This is a genomic window from Clostridium sulfidigenes, assembly GCF_000732635.1.
Taxonomy (GTDB): Bacteria; Bacillota; Clostridia; order Clostridiales; family Clostridiaceae; genus Clostridium_J; species Clostridium_J sulfidigenes.
Window position 1 is genome coordinate 1 of the sequence record NZ_JPMD01000009.1, and the last position, 22,998, is coordinate 22,998.

The window sequence follows — 22,998 nt, forward strand, 5'->3', positions numbered from 1 at the left end:
CCAAGTAATATGCTGGAGTGGCGGAACTGGCAGACGCACAAGGACTTAAAATCCTGCGGTGGTTAAACACCGTACCGGTTCGATTCCGGTCTTCAGCACCAAATGACGCGGGGTGGAGCAGTTGGCAGCTCGTCGGGCTCATAACCCGAAGGTCGTAGGTTCAAGTCCTGCCCCCGCAACCAAAAAAGTGGATTGAATATATATTCAATCCACTTTTTTCTTTTAAATAAGATCATTTAATTTATAATAAAGTTTAATGAAATGAATTTATAAACAGAGTTCAAAAATGAATATAAATATAAGTATATTAATTAATTATATTTATATGAAAAATATTTTCCCCATGAAACCTTTTATAATTGTTATTCATGACATAAAAATATAATATATGAAACTAAGAAAATTAAGAGGTATAGATTTACTAAAGTCATACTATAAGCGGAATAACTTAATAATTTAGAACCATAAACTAAAAATGAAAACAGAGATAAAATGGAGTTTATTGTAATAAATTTCTTTATGCAACCTCCATTAAATTACATTTATTTCCAATGGCTATTGATATAATTAACCTGTAAAAAAAATACAGGTGGGTGAAATTATTATGCAATATGGAGAAAATATTAGGACGTATAAAAGAGTAAAAAGCAGTATGGTTATTAGTAATGATAGGGATGGTGACGGAGCAAAAATAGTAGCGAAGAGTATTATGTTTTTCTGTGTTGCTATATTAGTTAGTAGAGTAATAATGATAAATAAATCTGCACCTTTTGGGATTGCATTTTTACTTACAATACTATTCTTAGAGGATAACAAATTATCTTTATTTGTTGGACTGGGATCTATATTAGGCTATATAACTACAATAGGTGTACTAGAGAACTCCTTAATGTATATAACTATAGTTCCAACTTTGGTTATAATATGTTTAATTTTAAATAGTTTTATAAAAAGGAATATTAAAAAGTTTGTTATTATAGGAGCAACTTTAATAATGATTTTTGCATATACTATGTTAGTGAATCAGTATACACTACTGTTGGCACTTGGAAATACTGCATTAGAAGGAGTAAGCATAATACCTGTTTACTTAATACTGGAGTATAGTATTAATAGTTTTAAAAACATAAGAACAAAGCATTTATTTTCAAATGAAGAAATAGTTTCTATGAGTATATTAATAGCTTTAATAATTGCAGGTACTTGGGGTATTGAAGTTTTCAATATATCAATTTTAAGTGTATTAAGCATTTCAGTTGTATCTATTATAGGTTATGTTTGTGGTACAAGCATAGGTGCTACAGCAGGAATTGCGATGGGTGTAATTGTGGGAATGTCTAGTCAGAATATTTTTGGTTATGCAACAGTATTGGGAGTATGCGCCTTGACTTCAGGAATATTTAGAGAAGGTGGAAAGTTGATTTCATCTTTAGCATCATTTATAGTATTTTGCATAATGAAGATTTATATAGCTGCTTATATACCAGAAGGAATTTCACAATTTATATTGGCAGAAGGGATTTTATCTACAGCGTTATTTATAGTTATACCTAATGGTATATATGAAACTATATCTGGGGAGTTAGATGTAGAGAAAAAAAGCAAAAGATATGAAGAAGGATATGTTAATAAAGTAAAAGGAATTTTCACAGATAGGTTAGATAAATTTTCTGAAGTGCTTCTAAATATGGCTGGTACGTTGAATAATTTAGCTGATAATGATAAGCTAGATATGAGTACTAAAAGTAGTGGGCTTATAGAGAATTTAGCTAATAGGGTATGTAATAGCTGTGATACGTGTGGAATATGTTGGGGAAGAGAAATGATAAATACCTATAAGGCTTTTGGAGAACTTTTAGAAAGTGCTCAGAATAAAACTAACATTTTTCCGCAGTTATTAGAAAAGAAATGTATAAGGAAGGCTTCGCTAATAAGAAATACGGAAGATATTATAAATAAATTTATTATAAGTGAAATGTGGAGAAGTAGATTAGCAGAGGGCAGAGAGTTAATTGCAAATCAATTCAATAACATGGCTAAGTCTGTTGATGAGATTATGGAAGAGTTTTCAGCAGACTTTAATGAAGATAAAGCTTCAGAAAAAAAGATTATGAGAATTCTTGAAAAGTACGATATAGAAGCTGATGATGTATTTGCAATAAAAGACAAGAATGAAAGATTAAATATACAGATAACCTGTAATTCTTGCAATGGAAGAAATTTATGTGTAAAAAAAATACTACCTTTAATTAATGACTGTGTAGATTATAAAATGAAATTAAAAGCCGACGGTTGTAAGATTAATCCTATAACTAATAAGTGTACAGCTATGTTTGAAGAAGTACCTAAGTTTGGAGTAACTACTAGCGTATCTAGGGCATGTAAAGATGGACAAACTATCTTTGGAGATAATTTTAACTTTGGAGAAGGATATGATGGTAGTTACATGATGGTTATTAGTGATGGAATGGGCTCAGGTCCACAGGCAGGAAGAGAAAGTAAGGCTGTAGTTGAATTAATTGAGAAATTTACAAGCGCAGGCTTTAGCAGAACTACAGCTATAAATACAGTTAATTCTATAATGAGCCTTAAATTTTCAGAGGATGAAAAATTCTCTACAGTAGACTTAAGTGCAATTGACTTGTATAGTGGAGAAGTAGATTTTATGAAGGTGGGAGCAGTAGCTAGTATTGTAAAGAGTGGTGATACCATAGATATTATTAAATCTAGAAGTTTACCTATTGGAATACTAGATGAAGCAGATATAGAGATTCATAGTAAGAAAGTAAAAAATGGCGATTTGATTGTTATGTTAACAGATGGAGTTACAGACTGTGATGAAGAATCTAGTGGAAAGATAGATTGGATATTGGATTATTTATGTAGAAATGATAATGTGAGTCCAGAGGAACTATCTAAGGGTATAATTAATGAAGCGAAGAGAATAGGAAAAAATAAGGTTAAGGATGATATGACAGTTATGGTTTCTAGAGTTCACACAGCTTAATTTGGGTTAAGTAAATTGGAAAGTTAATTATAGCTAATTTATAATGGTTATAATAAAAAAAGTGAAGAGGTGTGTAAACATTTCTTCATTTTTTTATTATATTTGTTTTAAAATTCTTACATTTATGATATTATGACTTAAAACTATATTTTTAGGAAGTGTTTTTATGGGAGATAAAGAGTGGCCGAAAGTACATAATAATAGTATGAGAAATCAAGTTATTAAAACTATTGAAGAAAATGGAATGTTAAATAAAGGAGACAAAGTTATAGTTGCATTATCTGGAGGTCCTGACTCTATAAGTTTATTGCATGTTTTGTCTACATTAATGGATGATTATAATATAAAACTATATGCAGCTCACGTGAATCATATGTTAAGAGGTAGTGAATCAGATGAGGATGAAGCTACTTGTAGAAGGTTTTGCAAAGAAAATCAAATTGAATTCTTTAGCAAGTCTGTAGATATAAACTTAATAGCTTGTGAAAACAATATCTCCACAGAGATGGCTGGTAGGGATGCTAGATATGAATTTTTTGAAGAGCTTCTAAAAAAGCTTAATGCAAATAAAGTTGCATTAGCTCATAATCTTAATGATCAAGCAGAAACAGTACTTATGAGGTTAATGAGAGGAACTGGAATAGAAGGGCTTATAGGAATTAAACCTGTAAGAGATGAAGTATACATAAGACCGATAATAAATGTGAGCAGACAAGAAATCGAGGGTTACTGTAAAGAAAACAATCTTCCAGCTAGAATAGATCAAACAAATTATGAGCCTATATATTCAAGAAACAAGATTCGATTAGAGTTGATACCTTATATACAACAAAACTTTAACGCAGATATAATTACAACCTTAAATAGAATGTGTGAACTTATCAAACGTGATGAGGATTATATTCAAGAAAATGCAATCAAAGTTTTTCAAAAATATTGTGATATAGGAGAAGATAAGGTTATAATATATAAAGATGTATTTTATCTTCATCCATCTTTAGTAAGTAGAGTTATAAGAAAAGCTCTATTAGAAGTCAAAGGGGATATAAATAATATTCAAAGCATACATATCGATAATATTATAAACTTACAAAAATCTGGTACAGGAAAGTTTACAATTGTTCCAAAAGAAGTATTAATCAAGAATGTATACGGTAATATTGAAATAACAAGGCAAAAAAAACAATGTAAAGTTGATATAGATACTATTATAAATCTTAATATGGGTAATAATTATATTGAAGAGCTAGGACTTAAAGTATATATAAGATATATAGATAGTGACAAAAAAATGAATTTTAAATCTAATGATAACATAAAATATTTTAATGGTACTAATATAAAACATATAACATTAAGATTTAGAAGGAATGGGGATAGATTTTCTCCTCTTGGGCTGAAAGGTAGCAAGAAGTTAAAGGACATATTTATAGACTTAAAGATTCCAAGAGAAAAAAGAGATTTTGTGCCTCTGCTTTGTTTTGATGAAGATATTTCATGGATAATAGGGTATAAAATAAGTGATAAATTTAAAATCCATGAAGGAGTAAAAAAAATTATAGAAGTAAGTGTGGAAAGGCAGGAAAAACATGAATAAGGACATTAAAGAAGTTTTATTAACTGAAGAGGTTTTGACAGAAAAAATTAAAGAAATAGGGGCTAAAATATCAAAGGAATATGCAGGGAGAGATTTAATTGTACTTGGTATTCTAAAGGGTTCAGTAATGTTTATGTCTGATTTAATGAAAAACATAACTATACCTTGTAAGATGGATTTTATGGCTGTATCTAGTTATGGAGACGCTACACAATCTTCAGGAATAGTAAAAATAATAAAGGATTTAGATTTTGAAATAAAAGGCAAGGATGTGTTGATAGTAGAAGATATTATAGATAGTGGAGTAACTCTTAAATATCTTATGAAATACTTAGGTGCTAGAAATCCAAGGAGTCTTGAAATAGCTTGTTTACTTAATAAACCTGAAAGAAGAAAGGAAGAACTAGATGTTAAGTATCTTGGTTTTGATGTTCCGGATTATTTCTTAGTAGGATATGGTCTTGACTATGCTGAAATTTATAGGAATCTTCCTTATATAGGAATATTAGATGAACACGTATATATGAAGTAGTAAAGTTTTATACTATATAGATATAATCTTATTTATTTTTAAAATAGAATAGAATAGTAGTTCATTAATAATTAATATTATTGATGTTGTAAAGGAAAAACTCATATGATAGAATTTTTAGTGATATTGAACCGTAGAGAGAGGGGGGCTTTAAATGAAAAAAATTTCTAGTGCAACAATTTGGTTTTTAGTATTAATACTAGTTATATTTTCTGCACTATCATTATTCGATAGTACAGGAACTTTAAAAGAAATAAGTGTAACAGAATTTGAAAAATATATGCAACAAAAACAAGTATCAGCCATACAAACATCATCTGATGGTACATCAGTAAGGGGTAAATTAAGTGATGGCACTGAATTCAGTGTAAATATTTTACAATCAAGGTATTCTCAAATACTTAAAGAAAATCCAAACCCTAATATGAATGAAAAATATGATCCACCTGCTACAGTTCCAGTTTGGATGAGAATTTTACCTACGCTTCTTGTGATAGGAATGGTAGTGTTATTTTGGGTAATGTTTATGAATCAATCTAGTGGAAGCGGAGGCGGAGGCGGCCGTGGGGTTATGAGCTTTGGTAAAAGTAAAGCTAAGATGGCTGTGCCTTTAGAAGGTGATAAAAAGGTTACCTTTAAAAATGTAGCTGGAGCTGATGAAGAAAAGCAAGAGCTTGAAGAAATAGTAGATTTTCTTAAAAATCCTAAGAGATATATGGAAGTAGGAGCTAGAATTCCAAAAGGAGTACTATTAGTTGGTCCTCCGGGAACAGGAAAAACTCTTTTAGCAAAAGCAGTAGCTGGAGAAGCTGGAGTTCCGTTTTTCAGTATATCAGGGTCAGATTTCGTTGAAATGTTTGTGGGAGTTGGAGCTTCAAGAGTTAGAGACTTATTTGAACAAGCGAAAAAGAACTCTCCTTGTATAATCTTTATAGATGAAATTGATGCTGTAGGTAGACAAAGAGGTGCTGGTATGGGTGGAGGCCATGATGAAAGAGAGCAAACCTTAAACCAACTTCTTGTTGAAATGGATGGATTTGGTGTAAATGAAGGCATAATAATGGTAGCTGCTACAAATAGACCAGATATTTTAGACCCAGCTCTTTTAAGACCAGGTAGATTTGATAGACAGATAGTTGTTGGTGTGCCTGATGTTAAAGGAAGAGAAGAAATATTAAAAGTTCACTCTAAGAATAAACCTTTAAATGAAGATGTAGAATTAAAAATACTTGCAAAGAGAACACCAGGATTTACTGGGGCAGACCTTGAAAATCTAATGAATGAAGCTGCTTTATTAACTGTTAGAGCTAGAAGAAAAGTTATCACTATGGAAGAGTTAGAAGAATCTATAACTAGAGTAATGGCTGGACCAGAAAAGAAGTCTAGAGTTATTAGTGAGAAGGATAAGAATTTAACTGCATATCATGAAGCGGGTCACGCAGTAGTATCTAAATACTTACCTAATTCTTATGCTGTGCATGAAATTAGTATTATTCCAAGAGGTATGGCAGGAGGATATACTTTACATCTACCTAATGAAGATACTGCATATACATCTAAGTCTAAACTTAGAGATGATATGGTTGGTCTTTTAGGCGGAAGAGTCGCTGAAGCTTTAATTCTTGGAGATATAAGTACAGGAGCAAAAAATGATATAGATAGAACTACATCAATAGCTAAGAAGATGGTTATGGAATATGGTATGACAGATGCTCTAGGACCTATATCTTTTGGAAAAGATGATGGTGAAGTATTCATGGGAAGAGACTTTGGAAGAACAAGAGATTTCTCTGAAGAGGTTGCATCTAAGATAGATAGAGAAATTAAAGCTTTAATTGATGAGGCTTATGAGAGAACAGAAACTATTCTTAAAGAGAATATAGATAAACTTCATGATGTTGCAAAAGCTCTACTTGAAAGAGAAAAACTTACTGCAGAAGAATTTAATGCAATAATGGAAGGGAAAACTCTTGCAGAATTTGATGCGGAAAAAGTAGTGGTAGATTCTCCAAAAGCGGAAAATGATATTCCTGTAGAAGAGAATAGTATTAGTTCTAATGATAAGTTTAAGGATTGGAATGTAGAAACTCTTAATGATGAAGTGTCAACAGATGAAAATCAGATAGAAGAAGTTTTAAATAATGAGAGTAACACATATAAAGAAAGTTAATACATTGTTTTAAAAGCACAGCTATTGCTGTGCTTTTTTTATAAAAGTAATTATGTTATAATGAACTTGAAAATAGAAGTGTATTGAAGAAACTATTGAGACAACTATATTTATAGTTATCATAGCTTAATTTATTTCTGAATTTTGAAAAAAATAATACAAATAAATATAATACTTGGGAGGTTAATTTATGAAAACTGATATTGAAATTGCTCAAAGTTCAAAGATGATACCGATTTTAGAGGTAGGAAAAACCTTAGGTTTAACTGAAAATGATTTAGATCTTTATGGAAAGTATAAAGCAAAAATATCCCTAGATGTTCTTGCAAATAGAAAAGATAAGGGTGATGGGAAACTTGTATTAGTTACAGCAATTAATCCAACTCCAGCAGGCGAAGGAAAATCTACAGTAACTATAGGACTTGGTCAAGCACTTTGCAGTTTAGGCCAAAATGCTGTTATAGCATTAAGAGAACCTTCATTAGGGCCAGTTTTTGGAGTTAAGGGAGGTGCTGCTGGTGGCGGATACGCTCAAGTAGTACCAATGGAAGATATAAATCTTCATTTCACAGGAGATATGCATGCTATTACAACAACAAACAATTTGTTATCAGCAGCTATAGATAATCATATTCATCAAGGAAATGAACTTCGAATAGATTCAAGAAGAATTATATTTAAAAGAGTTTTAGATATGAATGATAGAGCTCTTAGAGATATAGTAGTTGGTATGGGTGGTAAACCGAATGGATTTTTAAGAGAAGATGGATTCACAATTACTGTTGCATCTGAAATTATGGCAATACTATGTTTATCTAACAATCTTATGGATCTTAAGGAGAGATTTGGGAAAATACTTGTGGCATATGACCTTGATGGAAATCCAATATATTGTAAAGATTTAAAAGTTCAAGGTGCAATGGCTATGCTAATGAAAGATGCTATAAAACCTAATCTAGTACAAACATTAGATAATACGCCAGCAATAATTCATGGAGGGCCGTTTGCAAATATTGCTCATGGTTGTAACAGTATACTTGCAACTAAAATGGCGTTAAAGCTAGGAGATTATGCTATTACTGAAGCAGGATTTGGCGCAGATTTAGGAGCAGAGAAATTCTTTGATATTAAATGTAGGTATGGAGGATTAAAACCAAACTGCGTAGTTATAGTTGCAACAATTCGTGCATTAAAACATCATGGTGGAGTTAAAAAAGATGAATTAAATATTCCAAATGTAGAAGCATTATCTAGAGGTGTTGTGAATTTAGAGAAACAAATAGAAAACATACAAAAATTTAATGTTCCAGTAGTTGTGGCTATAAACAAATTCATATCAGATAGTGATGAAGAAGTTAAGTTCATAGAAGAGTTCTGTAAAGCTAAGGGTGTAGAAGTATCTTTGACCGAAGTTTGGGAAAAAGGAGCAGAAGGTGGAAAAGACTTAGCTAATAAAGTTATTTCAACTATTAAAAATAAAGAAAGTAAATTCCAAGTATTATATAATGAAGAACTCGACATTAAAGAAAAAATAAAAGTTATTGCAAGGGAAATCTATGGAGCAGATGATGTTGAGTTTACAGCATCGGCTAAAAAACAGATTAGTGAAATCGAAAAATTAGGACTTCATAAAGTACCTATCTGTGTAGCTAAAACTCAAAATTCTCTTTCAGACAATCCTGCTTTATTAGGAAGACCAACAGGATTTAATATATCTGTAAAAGAAGTTAAATTATCAAATGGAGCAGGTTTTATAGTTGCTTTAACAGGAACTATAATGACTATGCCGGGGCTTCCAAAGGTTCCTGCTGCAAATAAAATAGATATTCATGAAGATGGAACTATAGAAGGTCTATTCTAAATTCTTTAAATTTAAATTAGATTATATATTAATTAGTTTAATAATTAATCAGATATAATTAAAAATTAAAATTTATTTACTAATCCTATGATTTTCATAGGATTAGTTTTTTTWATAAATTTTAATAGAGAGGAATTAAAATTTATTTAAACAGAATACTATAACTAAGATTATCTAAATTGTAGAAATTTTTAAATAAGAAATTCACAGAAAAATGAATTAAAACTTGCAATGAATATATACAAATGGTGTTAAATGTGTTATTATTATATACGGTAAAGTTAATATGTCAGGAGGCAGTAAAATGAATAAACTTGAAGTGTTTAATTCGCTTAAAGAGACATCACATTTAGGTGGTGGAGATAGTCAATTGCAAATGCAACACAACCTAAATAAACTTACAGCGAGAGAAAGAGTTCTTGCATTATTAGATGAAGGAACATTTGTAGAAATTGGTGCTCTTGTTTTAGACAATGGAGCCGGTGTAATTACTGGTCACGGAACTGTAAATGGTAGACTAGTATTTATATATAGTTGTGACTATACAGTTGAAGGTGGAACTTTTACAAAAGCTATGGGAAGAAAAATAATAAATATTCTTGATAATGCTGCTAAAATAGGTGCTCCTGTAGTTCAAGTTATTGATTCCATAGGTGGAAAATTAAATGAAGGAATAGAATTACTTGGTTCCTATGGATTAGTTTTAAATAAGTATGCTAAGTTAAGTGGTGTAGTTCCAAGAATATCAATTATTTGTGGTCCTTGTAATGGGATAACATCATTAATTGGTACAATGAGTGATATAGTGGTTGCTGTAGATGAAATAAGCGATTTAAGTGTATCTTCTTTAGGGAAGCTTACTGAAAAAGAAGGTAAATATGTGGATAAATCAATGGTGAGCAATGGAGTAAGTGCTAATAAAAATAGTAATGCGCACATAAATACTGCTACTGAAGAAGAAGCATTCCAAGTTGTGAGAAATATAATTTCTTATATGCCATCAAATAATTTAGAATTACCTACTGTTAGTAATGAAGATTTAAATTTAAATTTAAGTAAGCTAAATCTTGATGAAATGGTTGAAAAGGACAGTTATTCCTTAGATGAAATATTAAATACTATAACTGATGTAGATAGTATTATAGAAATATATGGAGGATTTGCTGCAAACTTTAGAACTGTACTAGGAAAAATCAACGGTTTGACAGTTGGAGTTATATTAAACTCTAGCAATAAAGAAATTGATAATTTAGGAGCAAATAAAGTTGCAAGTTTTGTAAAATTATGTGATAGTTTCAACATATCAATTTTAAGTTTAGTAGATACCAAAGGAGCATCAGTTTCTTTAGAAGAAGAAAATAATGGACTTGCTAAAAATATAGGAAAGCTTATGTATTCGTTAATTGATGCTTCAGTTCCAAAGGTTTCTTTAATTATTGGAGAAGCATATGGCATTGGATATGAAGTATTGGCTTCAAGAGAATCAGCTTTTGATGTTACAATGGCTTGGCCAACAGCAAAGGTATGTTTAACAAATCCAGAAGAATATATAAAAGGATTACACAGAGATGAGATATTTAACTCAGAGGATCATAAACAAGGGGAAAAAGATGTAATTGCTAAATACTTTGATGAGGTAACAACTCCATATAATTTAGCTAAAATGGGAATTATAGATGATGTAATAAAACCAAGTGAAAGCAAGCAAAGGATATTTGCTATGCTAGATATGTTACAAAGTAAAAGAGAATTAAAATATCCTAAAACACATGGTAGTACACTAGTTTAGGAGGAATAAGATATGAAAGAAACATTATTCAGAAACTTCACTCTAGATAATTTATCCTTTGCATTAGGTGTATCTGCCATTGCTATGATAATAGTGTTTGGAGTATTAATAGCACTTATGCTAATAATTAAGTTACAGAGCTTTTTATTAGGAAGAGATTATAAAAAGAAATCCAATACTAATGATGAGCCTAAAGAAGAATCAATTACAGTAAGTGAAGTTGATAACACTGTGCAAGCAGTAGATATTAATAAAGAATATGAGTTAGTGGCAGCTATAATGGCATCACTATCTGCTCATACTGGTAAATCACTAGATGAACTAAATATAAAGAGTATAAAAAGGATTAATAATAATTCAAGTTGGAGAAGTGCTTCTATTAAATAGAAGCATTGTTAGGAGGAAATTTCGTATGAAAAAGTATAATGTTACAGTTAATGGAAGTTTATATCAAGTAGAAGTAGAAGAGGTAAAGGGTGAATTTGCTACACCAGTAGTAGCAGTAGCACCAGCAGCACCAATAGCATCAGCAAAACCGGTACAACCAACACAACCAGTAGCTCCAGCGGCATCATCAACTCCAGCACAAGCTCCAGCTGCCTCACCAGTTGCATCAACAGCAGATGGTGCAAAGGTAGAAGCACCAATGCCAGGAACAATAGTTAAGGTACTTGCAACTAAAGGGGCAACAGTTAAACAAGGAGAGGTTCTCTTTGTACTTGAAGCTATGAAGATGGAGAATGAAATAATGGCTCCAGCAGATGGAACTGTAGTAGAGATAAATGTAACACAAGGAGCCGCAGTTAATACTGGAGATATATTAGCTGTTATTGGATAATAGGAGGTCAACTTAAATGAATGTTTTTGAAGTAATTAAGGATTTGTTTGCCTCTTCTGGGTTTGCGGCCTTAACATGGCAGCAAGCAGTGATGATAGGAGTATCTTTAGTTTTCATATGGTTAGCAATTGGTAAAAAATTTGAACCTCTTTTGTTATTACCTATAGCCTTTGGTATGTTACTTACTAACATACCATTAGGTAATATCATGGCTGAGCCAGTAGGTAAGGAAGTAGGAGGATTGTTATATTACTTATCAAGAGGAGTTAAGTGGGAAATATTCCCTCCGCTTATATTCTTAGGGGTAGGAGCAATGACGGATTTTGGCCCATTACTTGCTAATCCATCTAGTGTACTTATGGGAGCGGGGGCACAATTTGGTATTTTCTTTGCTTTTGGAGTAGCTATTCTTTTTGGATTTACACCACAAGAAGCTGCATCTATAGGAATTATAGGAGGAGCAGATGGTCCTACAGCTATATTCTTAACTAATAAGCTAGCAGGACATTTACTAGGACCTATTGCAGTGGCAGCATATTCATATATGGCACTAGTGCCACTTATACAACCACCAATAATGAAGGCTCTTACAACTAAAGAAGAGCGTAGAATAAAAATGGGACAACTTAGACAAGTTAAGCAAATAGAAAAGATTGTATTTCCTATAGTTGTAACTATAATGGTAACTTTATTATTACCATCCTTATTGCCATTAATAGGAATGTTAATGCTTGGCAACTTATTTAAGGAGTCTGGAGTAGTTGGAAGACTTTCAGATACTGCACAAAATGCCCTAGTAAATATAGTTACTATATTTCTTGGACTTTCTGTTGGAGCAACTGCAACAGCAGAGGCCTTTATAAATCCTAAAACCATAGGAATAGTTATAATTGGAGTGGCTTCCTTTGCTGTGGCTACAGCAGGAGGAGTACTTGTAGGTAAAATCATGTGTAGATTAACTAAAGGTAAGATAAACCCGTTAATTGGATCTGCTGGAGTATCAGCAGTACCTATGGCAGCTAGAGTTTCTCAAGTTGTAGGTCAAAAGGAAGATCCTACTAACTTCTTACTTATGAATGCTATGGGGGCAAATGTCTCTGGAGTTATAGGAAGTGCAGTTGCAGCAGGTGTATTATTAACCTTATTCGGAGCTTAATATTAAGTTAAATTGTAAATAGTTTATAAAAAAGGTATGTACTTTTAAAATAAAGGTATATACCCTTTTTTATTTGATAATAATAAAAAAAAGGAGGCGATTATTATGAAGGATATAATGATTCAATCTCTAATTGAAAAAGAAAATGAGATTATTAAAAGTTATAAAAGTTATCTGACAAACATACCTGTTCAAGAAATTGACAACAAGGCACAGGACTCTATTGTAAGACATAATAATCATGTAAAGACTTTAAAAAATATTATAGGGAGGTAGGGGCCAATGTTCAATGGTAAGGATAAGGAAAAAAATATTAGAAGAAATTATATAAACAAGAAAGAGGAAAATTTAAAAAAGTTATATCTGAATATTTTGAATAATTCTAATGATGGAACATTAAAAGAAGAATTATATGAGATTTTTAAAGATGAGTTGGATATAATAAATAGTAATAATCTAATATAAAACATAATAGAGTAGTCTAGAGTGGTATTACATAAAATTCATTAACACATTAAGTAGTATTAACTTAAAAAAGTTAATTAAATTATATAGTTAAAGTGTTAAATGTGTTATAATAATTAGGAACATTTAAAAAGCAGCTTAAAAGCTGCTTTTAATTATATAGAGGTGACATGATTATGATATTCGTATTAGACGTAGGAAATACTAATATAGTATTAGGTATTTATAAGAATGAGGAATTAATAGTTGAGTGGAGATTATCTACAGATAATAGAAAAACTTCTGATGAATATATGATAGAAGTAGCACAGCTTTTTGCTTACAACAAGCTAGAGGTTAGTGATATATCAGGAGTTATTATTTCATCAGTAGTTCCCAATATAATGTATTCCCTAGAACATATGGTTAGAAAGTTTTTTAACAAAAAACCTCTAGTAGTAGGTCCGGGAATAAAAACTGGAATAAATATAAAATATGATAATCCTAAAGAAGTAGGAGCAGATAGAATAGTTAATGCAGTAGCAGCTCATGAAATGTATAAAAAACCATTAGTTATTATAGATTTTGGTACTGCGACTACTTTTTGTGCAGTAGCTGCTAATGGAGATTATATAGGCGGAACTATATCGCCAGGTATAAAAATATCCTCAGATGCTTTATTCCAAAGAGCTGCTAAACTTCCAAGAGTAGAGCTTATAAAACCAGAAACAGTTATTTGTAAAAATACAGTAGCTAGTATGCAAGCAGGTATTGTATATGGTTATATAGGTCAAGTTGATTTTATCGTAAGTAAAATTAAAGAGGAAATGATAGCATTAGGTGAGGAAAATCCTATGGTAATAGCTACAGGAGGTCTTGCTAATCTTATAGCTGAGGGATCAAAATCTATAGATAAAGTTGAACCATTCTTAACTTTAGAAGGACTTAGAATTATATACGAGAAGAACAGAGAATAGGTGATAGAATGAAAATTTCAAATATAAGCTTCGAAAATCCTGTATTTCTAGCTCCTATGGCAGGGGTTACTGATATAGCTTATAGAGGTATATGTAAAGAAATGGGATGTGGACTAGTTTATACAGAAATGGTTAGTGCAAAAGGGTTATATTATAATAGTAAAAATACCGGAACCCTTATGAGAATAAGTGATGAAGAAAAGCCAGTTGCATTACAGATATTTGGAAGTGAGCCAAAGATAATGGCAGTTGCTTGTGAGTCTATTCAAGGTATGGATGGAGTTGCTATTATAGATGTAAACATGGGATGTCCAGTACCAAAGATAGTTAAAAATGGAGAAGGTTCTGCTTTGATGAAAAATCCTAAGCTTGCTGGCGAAATTGTTAAAGAAATGAAGAAGTCTACAAATAAGCCTATTACAGTAAAGTTTAGAAAGGGTTTTGATTCAAATAACATAAATGCTGTGGAGTTTGCTAAATATTTAGAAGATGCAGGAGTAGATGCTATAACGGTGCATGGAAGAACTAGAGAGCAAATGTATGAAGGTAAGGCGGATTGGGATATAATAAAGCAAGTAAAGGAAGCTGTTTCTATACCTGTCATTGGAAATGGTGATATTTTCGAGGCAGAAGATGCTATAAATATGAGGAAACAAACTAATTGTGATGGTATAATGGTAGCGAGAGGTGCTATGGGAAATCCTTGGATATTTAAAGAGATAAAACAAGGAATTGATGGAAATGATATAGTGAGGCCTACTGATGTAGAAAGAATAGATATGTGCATGACTCATTTGAATAGAGCCGTAAAGTTCTTTGATGAAAATAAGGCTGTAAGAGAAATGAGAAAACATATAGCATGGTATATTAAGGGATTAAGGAATTGTACCGAAATTAAAGATAAAATCAACTCTGCTATATCCTATGATGAAATGTATGATTTATTAGAAAAATATAAATTAAATTATGAAAAGTGGTATGTTTAATATAAATATACCTTCATTGACAAGGAATTGCAGCTGTTTTATAATTAATCAAAGATTATAGAGACTATATATGATACAATTGAGTATTTATAATGATATAGAATTATTTAGTAAGATTGAAGGGGAGAGAAAAATGAGCGAAGCTAAAAAATACGTGATGACTTACGAAGGAATAAAGAAGCTTGAAGATGAGCTAGAGTACTTAAAAACAGTTAAGAGAAAGGAAATAACAGAAAAGATAAAGGTTGCTTTAGGATATGGAGATTTAAGTGAAAATTCAGAGTATGACGAAGCAAAGAATGAGCAAGCATTTGTTGAAGGAAGAATTATTCAACTTGAAAATATGCTAAGAAATGCATCTGTGGTAGATGAAAGTGAAATTCCTAAAGATATGGTTAGTATAGGAACAAGTGTAAAAGTGTTTGATTATGAATTTGATGAAGAAATAGAATTTTATATTGTTGGCTCTGCTGAAGTAGACCCTTATGAAAATAAAATTTCAGATGAGTCCCCTGTTGGAAATGCTCTTATGGGGAAAAGAACAGGAGACATTATAGAAGTATCAACTCCAGATGGAATTAACAAGTATAAAGTATTGGAAATTAATAGATAATCATAAATGAAAAACTAGGAGGAATGGTCTATGGCTACAGAAGTTAACAATGATAATTCACAAGAAATTGTAGTAGATAATGAACAATTACAAGCTCAAGAAGCTGAATATAATGAACAAGTAATGATAAGAAGACAAAAACTAGCTGATCTTCAAGCCCAAGGAAAAGACCCTTTTGACGTATATAAGGTTGAAAGAACTCATGAGGCTCAAGAAATAAAGGATAACTATGAAGAACTTCAAGAAACAGAAGTTACAATTGCAGGAAGACTTATGTCTAAAAGAATTCAAGGAAAAGCTGGATTCTGCGATATTCATGATAGATCTGGTAAAATGCAAGTATATATAAGACTTGATAGGGTTGGAGAAGAACAGTTTAAAGATGCGAAAACTTTTGATATAGGTGATTTTTTAGAAGTTACAGGTATACCATTTGTAACAAAGACAGGAGAAACTTCTGTTAAAGCTAGCAAAGTAACTTTAATTTCTAAATCATTAAAACCACTTCCAGAAAAATGGCATGGACTTAAAAATCCAGATTTAAAATATAGACAAAGAGAAGTAGACCTAGTAATGAATAAAGATGTAAGGGATACTTTTATTAATAGAATAAAAATTATAAAAGCTGTAAGAGAATTCTTAGATAATAGAGGATACTTAGAAGTGGAGACTCCTATTTTATCTCCTATAGCTGGAGGAGCAGCTGCAAGACCATTCGTAACTCATCATAATACCTTAGATATAGATATGTATTTAAGAATTGCTACCGAGTTATACTTAAAAAGATGTATAGTTGGTGGGCTTGAAAAAGTATATGATATGGGTAAAAACTTCAGAAATGAAGGAATGAGTATAAGACACAATCCGGAATTTACAATGATAGAATTATATGAAGCTTATGCTGATTATAACGATATGATGAAAATAACAGAAGAATTAGTTGCATATGCTTGTGAGAAGGTTCATGGTAGCACTAAAGTAAATTACCAAGGAACTGAAATAGACTTTACACCACCATGGAGAAGAATTACTATGATTGATGCTGTAAAGGAGTATGCAGGTGTAGACTTCAATGAAATTAAGACAGATGAAGAAGCTAGACAAATTGCAAAAGAAAAACATTTAGAATTTATAAAGGAATTAAAAGATTGTACAAAGGCAGATATATTAAATGGATTATTTGAAGAATATGCCGAAGAACATTTAATTCAACCAACATTCCTTTGTGATTATCCAGTAGAAATATCACCATTAACTAAGAAAAAACGTGGAAATGAAGCCTTTACTGAGAGATTTGAAGGATTTGTTTATGGTAGAGAAGTTTGTAATGCTTATTCAGAACTAAATGATCCTATAGTTCAAAGACAAAGATTTGAACAACAAGCAAAAGAAAGAGAGCTTGGAGATGATGAGGCTTATCTAATTGATGAGGAATTCATGAGTGCTCTTGAGGTAGGAATGCCTCCAACAGGTGGACTTGGAATTGGTATAGATAGAATAGTAATGTTCTTAACTGATTCAGTATCCATCAGGGATGTTATACTATTCCCAACAATGAAGCCTCTACAATAATATATAATTTTAAAATTAATTTTACCCAAAAATTATTACATATTAAAATAATTTTTGGGTAAAATGTTAAGGTGCTAATTTAATATATAATATAATTAAAGAGATATTAAATAATTATTGCATATTAAAAAGATTTTTGGATAAAATATTAAAGTATTCATATAATGTAAGTTAAATAAATTATTTTTTAAATTTTATAAAATAGTGTTGAAATTTACATTAAATATGCTATAATCTAGATATGAATTAAATATTCCGCGATAGCTCAACGGTGGAGCACTCGGCTGTTAACCGATAGGTTGGAGGTTCGAATCCTCTTCGCGGAGCCATTTTTTATAAGATAACTTACGGCGGGCTTTTAAGTCGGCTTATTTTGTTATAGTAAATAATATAACAAAATAACATTTTAATTTTATATTGAATTATAATATTATGTGAGGATAATATTATTAAAAACTGAATAATAACGATGACAAAGAAGAGTAGTAATAAAGATTTTAAAGAGAGATGATGGTGGGTGTAAATTATCATATCAATATTATGAAGGGAGCTTTTGAGTTAGTGATAAATTTTAAAGATGAGCTTTAGCTAATAAGGGTGGAACCGCGGATTAATTTCGTCCCTTAATTGGTTAAAGTTTTTTTATTTACAAATATTAATTTGTTAATTGCAATTAATAATAAAAAACATTGATGGAGGTAATGAACATGGCAAAAGAATTAACTATGGATAAAATGGTAGCTTTATGTAAAAATAGAGGATTTATATTTTCTGGGTCTGAAATTTATGGAGGACTTGCGAATTCATGGGATTATGGTCCTTTAGGTGTGGAATTTAAAAATAACGTTAAAAAAGCATGGTGGAAAAAGTTTGTTCAAGAAAATCCTTACAATATAGGTTTGGATTGTGCAATATTAATGAATCCAGAAGTTTGGGTAGCTACAGGTCATGTAGGTGGATTCTCTGATCCACTAATGGATTGCAAAGAATGTAAGGCTAGATTTAGAGCTGATAAGTTAGTTGAAGATCATATGGTTTCAGAAGGTGCAGAAGTAGCTGTAGCTGATGGATGGACTAATGAAGAGTATAAAGAATATATTGAAAAACATAATGTGGTTTGTCCAAAGTGTGGGAAAATGAATTATACAGATATAAGAAAGTTTAATCTTATGTTTAAAACTTTCCAAGGCATAACTGAAGACAGTAAAAATGAAATATATTTAAGACCAGAAACAGCTCAAGGTATTTTTGTAAACTTTAAAAATGCTCAAAGAACATCAAGAAAGAAAGTACCTTTTGGAATAGCTCAAATAGGTAAATCTTTCAGGAATGAAATTACTCCAGGTAACTTTACCTTTAGAACAAGGGAGTTTGAGCAAATGGAACTTGAATTTTTCTGTAAGCCAGGAACTGACTTAGAGTGGTTTGAATATTGGAAGGAATATTGTAAGAATTTCTTATTTAACTTAGGAATGGGTAAGGAAAATCTAAGGTTTAGAGATCATGAAAAAGAAGAACTATCATTCTACAGTAATGCTACTTGTGACATAGAGTTTTTATTCCCATTTGGATGGGGTGAACTTTGGGGAATAGCTGATAGAACAGACTATGACTTAAAAAGACACATGGAACATTCAGGAGAAGAGCTATCTTATCTAGATCCAACTACTAATGAGAAATATGTACCATACTGTATAGAACCATCATTAGGAGCTGATAGAGTTGCATTAGCATTCTTGTGTGAAGCTTATGATGAAGAAGAACTAGAAGGTGGAGATGTTAGAACAGTGATGCATCTTCATCCAGCATTAGCACCATTTAAGGCTGCGGTACTTCCACTTAGTAAGAAATTAAGTGAAAAGGCTCTTGATGTATATGGAATATTATCTAAAAAGTTTAATGTGGATTATGATGAGGCTGGAAGTATAGGAAAGAGATATAGAAGAGAAGATGAAATAGGAACACCATTCTGTATTACTATTGACTTTGATACTATAGAAGATGAGAGTGTTACAGTAAGGGATAGAGATACTATGGAACAAGTAAGAATGCCAATAAGTAATCTAGTGTCTTATATAGAAGAAAAAATGGAATTTTAATAGAAGTCTATATAGATTTAAAATAGCTCTAGGCATTAATTTGCTTGGAGTTATTTTATAGTAAAGAATATAGCAAGTTGAATATGTAAAGTAAAAATATATTGGTATGATAAATTAAGGGTGTTTAAAAAATGTATTGTAGTCTAAAATTTAAATGGATATTGTATTTAAGGGTTCATTAATGGAGATTTATATAAATGGATAAAAAAATAACCGGATTTGCATCCGGTAAAAAATAGGGTTTAATCATGGGGATATGTTATGTGCAATGTTAAACCTTTGGGGAAAAGTTTTAACACCTTTACTTACGGCACAAACAGATTATATCATATTAAAAAACTCATAGCAATAGCTTTTTTAAAAAAATAATAAATTAAATTGAAAAAACATTGAAAAGTTAGTGGATTGAAGGGGAAAATAGGCGAAAATAAAGAAAATAGGGGAACTTTTGCAATAAATAGAATAAGTATTTTTCATAGAGTTTTTTTAAGTCTGATGTAGTGATATAATTATAGTATAGAAGTAAGCTAATATATGGCGGTACTGGAGGAATAAGAATGAAAAGAAATTTTAGTGAGTTTAAGAAATTTATTAAGGATAAAAATGTAGCAGTAGTAGGAATAGGGGTAAGCAATATACCACTTATAGATTTCCTTGTTGGTTTAGGAGCTAAAGTAACTGCATTTGATAAAAAGAATATAGAAAAACTTAAAGAAGTTGTAGACAAGTATCAATGCAAAGGAGTTAAATTTGAATTGGGAGAAGGATATCTATCTAATTTGCATGGTTTTGATGTTATCTTTAAAACCCCATCTATGAGAATTGATAGTAAAGAATTAACTATAGCCCAAAATGAAGGTGCATATATAACATCCGAGATGGAGGAGTTTTTAAGATATTGTCCTGCTAAAATATACGGTATAACAGGAAGCGACGGAAAAACAACAACTACATCTTTAGTATATAGCATTTTAAGTGCGGCTGGTTTCAAAACTTGGGTTGGAGGGAATATAGGTACCCCATTATTCACAAAAATAGAAGAAATATCACCAGATGATAAGGTTGTTCTTGAGTTATCAAGTTTTCAACTTATGACTATGGATACATCTCCAGAAGTAGCTTTAATTACAAATTTATCACCTAATCATTTAGATATGCATATAGATTTACAAGAATATATAGATTCCAAAAAGAATATATTTAAATATCAAAATAAAGATAACCTGTTGGTGTTAAATGAAGATAATGATGTTACAAGAAATATTAAAGGGGAAGAAAATGGGCGTCTTTATACTTTTAGTAGAAATAGTGTTATAGAAAATGGAGCGTATTATAAAGATGGAGTTCTTTTTGCTAGAGGTAAAAAGGTATGTAATAAAAGTGAAGTATTGCTTAAAGGTATGTATAATATAGAAAATTTATTAGCAGCCTTCGCTTTGATAGTGGATGATGTGGATGTAAAGTATATGAGAGAAGTCGCAACTACTTTTAAAGGTGTAGAACATAGAAATGAATTTGTAAGAAGCTATAGAGATGTAGAATATTATAATAATTCTATAGCGTCAAGTCCTACTAGAACATTAGCAGGTATAAAAGCTTTTGAAAAACCGGTAGTATTAATTGCTGGAGGACGTGATAAAAAAGTTCCTTTTGATCCATTAGCATATGAAGGATATCCATATATAAAATCATTGATTCTGCTTGGGGAAGCTAAGGAACAAATTAAAAAAGTTTTTGACAAATTAAAAAATGAAAAAGGTATCCATGTTGATATTCATATGGTTGATACGTTAGAAGAAGCTGTAAATAAAGCAGTAGAAATATCAGTAAGTGGAGACATAGTAGCATTAGCTCCGGCATGCACAAGCTTTGATATGTTTGAAAACTTTGAGATTAGAGGAAATAAGTTTAAAGAAGTGGTTAAGAATTTAAAGTAATAGAACATTATTAAAAAATATATATCTATAATACTTTATATTAACTTAATAATAGAAAGATATATTCCTAGAACACAGTTTTGATTTACTGTTTTCTAGGAATTTAATTTTTTAATCATAATGTCAATTGAATTGTAAAGCATAATAGTAAGAAGATTATATTAGCTTGTTAGGCTAGTTATAAGTAATAATGACACACTATTGTACTTCACATTTTAATATCTCTTGTAATCTGGTTATGCAAATGGCAAATCTCCTTGAAACCCGCATGGATAGAACAACTATTTAACTAGTTATATATAACTAGTTTTCGATTTATATAGGTAACTATTTATTCTAAATCTATATACTCGGAGTGGTTTATAAGATTTTACTGATGAAAAACATATAATTAATTAGTAAAATAGGCCATATCATAAATAAATTTAAAAAAACTTAACCAAGTGTATCAATGCATGTAAATTAGAGAAAAGATAAGAAATTTAGAGAAAATAAAGGATAATTTGTATATATAATCACATAAGCTAAGAAGAGAAAGCCAACCCTATGATATTATAAATCTCGTCACTAAGTGATGCGAACTTCAAAGTTCAAATCTAGATAACTTTAAAGATGGATTTAAACAAAAAAAGTTTTAAAAAAGTTTAAAAAGTTATTGACATAACAAAATGATGGTGATAAAATTTAAAAAGTAGTCAGTCGGTAGATTGATGAAAACCAAATGGTCTTTGAAAATTAAACAGAGAAAAAGGTAAAACCAGTTAATTCCGATAGAGAAATCTATCAAATAAATGACTTAACAAGTCAGCGAAAAAAAGAGCATAGCTCAAACTTTTTAAATTGAGAGTTTGATCCTGGCTCAGGACGAACGCTGGCGGCGTGCCTAACACATGCAAGTCGAGCGATGAAGCCCTTCGGGGTGAATTAGCGGCGGACGGGTGAGTAACACGTGGGTAACCTGCCTTATAGAGGGGGATAGCCTTCCGAAAGGAAGATTAATACCGCATGAAATGTTTTTATCGCATGGTAGAAACATCAAAGGAGTAATCCGCTATAAGATGGACCCGCGGCGCATTAGCTAGTTGGTGAGGTAACGGCCCACCAAGGCGACGATGCGTAGCCGACCTGAGAGGGTGATCGGCCACATTGGAACTGAGACACGGTCCAGACTCCTACGGGAGGCAGCAGTGGGGAATATTGCGCAATGGGGGAAACCCTGACGCAGCAACGCCGCGTGAATGAAGAAGGCCTTAGGGTTGTAAAGTTCTGTTTTCTGGGACGATAATGACGGTACCAGAGGAGGAAGCCACGGCTAACTACGTGCCAGCAGCCGCGGTAATACGTAGGTGGCAAGCGTTGTCCGGATTTACTGGGCGTAAAGGATGCGTAGGCGGATGTTTAAGTGAGATGTGAAATACCC

Annotated in this window: 17 protein-coding genes, 3 tRNA genes, 1 rRNA gene and 1 other annotated feature; all 21 genes read left to right on the forward strand. The window is 31.4% G+C overall.

Going from position 1 to position 22,998, the window contains the following annotated elements; translation table 11 throughout:
- The first annotated feature begins 11 nt into the window (after positions 1 to 11).
- Positions 12 to 101, forward strand: a tRNA-Leu gene (locus IO99_RS04310).
- A gap of 5 nt (positions 102 to 106) precedes the next feature.
- A tRNA-Met gene (locus IO99_RS04315) sits at positions 107 to 182 on the forward strand.
- 422 nt (positions 183 to 604) lie between these two features.
- Positions 605 to 3,007 (forward strand): stage II sporulation protein E, encoded by a 2,403-nt coding sequence (gene spoIIE, locus IO99_RS04320; RefSeq protein WP_035130737.1) that lies wholly within the window; start codon positions 605 to 607, stop codon positions 3,005 to 3,007.
- Positions 3,008 to 3,173: 166 nt separating this feature from the next.
- A complete protein-coding gene (gene tilS, locus IO99_RS04325; protein WP_242844089.1) occupies positions 3,174 to 4,604 on the forward strand; it encodes a tRNA lysidine(34) synthetase TilS in 1,431 nt (476 codons plus the stop codon).
- Positions 4,597 to 5,136, forward strand: a complete 540-nt coding sequence (hpt, locus tag IO99_RS04330) for a hypoxanthine phosphoribosyltransferase (RefSeq protein WP_035130740.1) — start codon at positions 4,597 to 4,599, stop codon at positions 5,134 to 5,136. Before tilS ends, hpt begins: the two co-directional genes overlap by 8 nt.
- A gap of 154 nt (positions 5,137 to 5,290) precedes the next feature.
- A complete protein-coding gene (ftsH, locus tag IO99_RS04335) occupies positions 5,291 to 7,306 on the forward strand; it encodes an ATP-dependent zinc metalloprotease FtsH (protein ID WP_035130742.1) in 2,016 nt (671 codons plus the stop codon).
- Between the two features lie 190 nt (positions 7,307 to 7,496).
- Positions 7,497 to 9,167 (forward strand): formate--tetrahydrofolate ligase, encoded by a 1,671-nt coding sequence (locus IO99_RS04340; protein WP_035130745.1) that lies wholly within the window; start codon positions 7,497 to 7,499, stop codon positions 9,165 to 9,167.
- 304 nt (positions 9,168 to 9,471) lie between these two features.
- Positions 9,472 to 10,956: a carboxyl transferase domain-containing protein gene (locus IO99_RS04345; protein WP_035130747.1), complete on the forward strand. Its 1,485-nt coding sequence runs from the start codon at positions 9,472 to 9,474 to the stop codon at positions 10,954 to 10,956.
- 12 nt (positions 10,957 to 10,968) lie between these two features.
- Positions 10,969 to 11,343, forward strand: coding sequence for an OadG family protein (locus IO99_RS04350; RefSeq protein ID WP_035130749.1), 375 nt, complete (start codon positions 10,969 to 10,971; stop codon positions 11,341 to 11,343).
- A gap of 25 nt (positions 11,344 to 11,368) precedes the next feature.
- The gene (locus tag IO99_RS04355; RefSeq protein WP_035130751.1) at positions 11,369 to 11,794 is read left to right on the forward strand and encodes a biotin/lipoyl-containing protein; all 426 of its coding nucleotides are present in this window, start codon (positions 11,369 to 11,371) and stop codon (positions 11,792 to 11,794) included.
- Between the two features lie 16 nt (positions 11,795 to 11,810).
- Positions 11,811 to 12,950, forward strand: a complete 1,140-nt coding sequence (locus tag IO99_RS04360; protein ID WP_035130753.1) for a sodium ion-translocating decarboxylase subunit beta — start codon at positions 11,811 to 11,813, stop codon at positions 12,948 to 12,950.
- Between the two features lie 105 nt (positions 12,951 to 13,055).
- Positions 13,056 to 13,226: a hypothetical protein gene (locus IO99_RS18965; protein WP_156964284.1), complete on the forward strand. Its 171-nt coding sequence runs from the start codon at positions 13,056 to 13,058 to the stop codon at positions 13,224 to 13,226.
- Between the two features lie 6 nt (positions 13,227 to 13,232).
- Complete coding sequence (locus IO99_RS04365) at positions 13,233 to 13,415, forward strand: hypothetical protein (protein WP_035130754.1); 183 nt, start codon at positions 13,233 to 13,235, stop codon at positions 13,413 to 13,415.
- Positions 13,416 to 13,591: 176 nt separating this feature from the next.
- Positions 13,592 to 14,371 (forward strand): type III pantothenate kinase, encoded by a 780-nt coding sequence (locus IO99_RS04370; RefSeq protein ID WP_035130756.1) that lies wholly within the window; start codon positions 13,592 to 13,594, stop codon positions 14,369 to 14,371.
- A gap of 8 nt (positions 14,372 to 14,379) precedes the next feature.
- Positions 14,380 to 15,357, forward strand: a complete 978-nt coding sequence (gene dusB / locus IO99_RS04375; protein ID WP_035130758.1) for a tRNA dihydrouridine synthase DusB — start codon at positions 14,380 to 14,382, stop codon at positions 15,355 to 15,357.
- Positions 15,358 to 15,490: 133 nt separating this feature from the next.
- Positions 15,491 to 15,970: a transcription elongation factor GreA gene (greA, locus tag IO99_RS04380; protein WP_035130767.1), complete on the forward strand. Its 480-nt coding sequence runs from the start codon at positions 15,491 to 15,493 to the stop codon at positions 15,968 to 15,970.
- A gap of 30 nt (positions 15,971 to 16,000) precedes the next feature.
- The gene (lysS, locus tag IO99_RS04385) at positions 16,001 to 17,542 is read left to right on the forward strand and encodes a lysine--tRNA ligase (RefSeq protein ID WP_084178064.1); all 1,542 of its coding nucleotides are present in this window, start codon (positions 16,001 to 16,003) and stop codon (positions 17,540 to 17,542) included.
- Positions 17,543 to 17,796: 254 nt separating this feature from the next.
- Positions 17,797 to 17,871 (forward strand) — tRNA-Asn (locus IO99_RS04390).
- Between the two features lie 131 nt (positions 17,872 to 18,002).
- Positions 18,003 to 18,169: a binding site (T-box leader), on the forward strand.
- A gap of 80 nt (positions 18,170 to 18,249) precedes the next feature.
- Entirely contained in the window at positions 18,250 to 19,641 is a 1,392-nt protein-coding gene (locus IO99_RS04395) for a glycine--tRNA ligase (RefSeq protein WP_035130761.1), read from the forward strand.
- A gap of 557 nt (positions 19,642 to 20,198) precedes the next feature.
- Positions 20,199 to 21,578, forward strand: coding sequence for a UDP-N-acetylmuramoyl-L-alanine--D-glutamate ligase (murD, locus tag IO99_RS04400; RefSeq protein ID WP_035130763.1), 1,380 nt, complete (start codon positions 20,199 to 20,201; stop codon positions 21,576 to 21,578).
- Positions 21,579 to 22,414: 836 nt separating this feature from the next.
- Positions 22,415 to 22,998 (forward strand): 16S ribosomal RNA (locus IO99_RS04405); the annotation flags it as partial.

Excerpts from the sequence above, each read along its gene's own strand:
- ftsH (WP_035130742.1), top strand. The coding sequence starts at position 5,291 with ATGAAAAAAATTTCTAGTGCAACAATTTGGTTTTTAGTATTAATACTA.
- IO99_RS04370 (WP_035130756.1), top strand. The coding sequence starts at position 13,592 with ATGATATTCGTATTAGACGTAGGAAATACTAATATAGTATTAGGTATT.
- greA (WP_035130767.1), top strand. The coding sequence starts at position 15,491 with ATGAGCGAAGCTAAAAAATACGTGATGACTTACGAAGGAATAAAGAAG.
- tilS (WP_242844089.1), top strand. The coding sequence starts at position 3,174 with ATGGGAGATAAAGAGTGGCCGAAAGTACATAATAATAGTATGAGAAAT.
- hpt (WP_035130740.1), top strand. The coding sequence starts at position 4,597 with ATGAATAAGGACATTAAAGAAGTTTTATTAACTGAAGAGGTTTTGACA.
- IO99_RS04345 (WP_035130747.1), top strand. The coding sequence starts at position 9,472 with ATGAATAAACTTGAAGTGTTTAATTCGCTTAAAGAGACATCACATTTA.
- lysS (WP_084178064.1), top strand. The coding sequence starts at position 16,001 with ATGGCTACAGAAGTTAACAATGATAATTCACAAGAAATTGTAGTAGAT.
- IO99_RS04360 (WP_035130753.1), top strand. The coding sequence starts at position 11,811 with ATGAATGTTTTTGAAGTAATTAAGGATTTGTTTGCCTCTTCTGGGTTT.
- spoIIE (WP_035130737.1), top strand. The coding sequence starts at position 605 with ATGCAATATGGAGAAAATATTAGGACGTATAAAAGAGTAAAAAGCAGT.
- dusB (WP_035130758.1), top strand. The coding sequence starts at position 14,380 with ATGAAAATTTCAAATATAAGCTTCGAAAATCCTGTATTTCTAGCTCCT.
- IO99_RS04340 (WP_035130745.1), top strand. The coding sequence starts at position 7,497 with ATGAAAACTGATATTGAAATTGCTCAAAGTTCAAAGATGATACCGATT.
- IO99_RS04395 (WP_035130761.1), top strand. The coding sequence starts at position 18,250 with ATGGCAAAAGAATTAACTATGGATAAAATGGTAGCTTTATGTAAAAAT.
- IO99_RS04355 (WP_035130751.1), top strand. The coding sequence starts at position 11,369 with ATGAAAAAGTATAATGTTACAGTTAATGGAAGTTTATATCAAGTAGAA.
- IO99_RS18965 (WP_156964284.1), top strand. The coding sequence starts at position 13,056 with ATGAAGGATATAATGATTCAATCTCTAATTGAAAAAGAAAATGAGATT.
- IO99_RS04365 (WP_035130754.1), top strand. The coding sequence starts at position 13,233 with ATGTTCAATGGTAAGGATAAGGAAAAAAATATTAGAAGAAATTATATA.
- IO99_RS04350 (WP_035130749.1), top strand. The coding sequence starts at position 10,969 with ATGAAAGAAACATTATTCAGAAACTTCACTCTAGATAATTTATCCTTT.
- murD (WP_035130763.1), top strand. The coding sequence starts at position 20,199 with ATGAAAAGAAATTTTAGTGAGTTTAAGAAATTTATTAAGGATAAAAAT.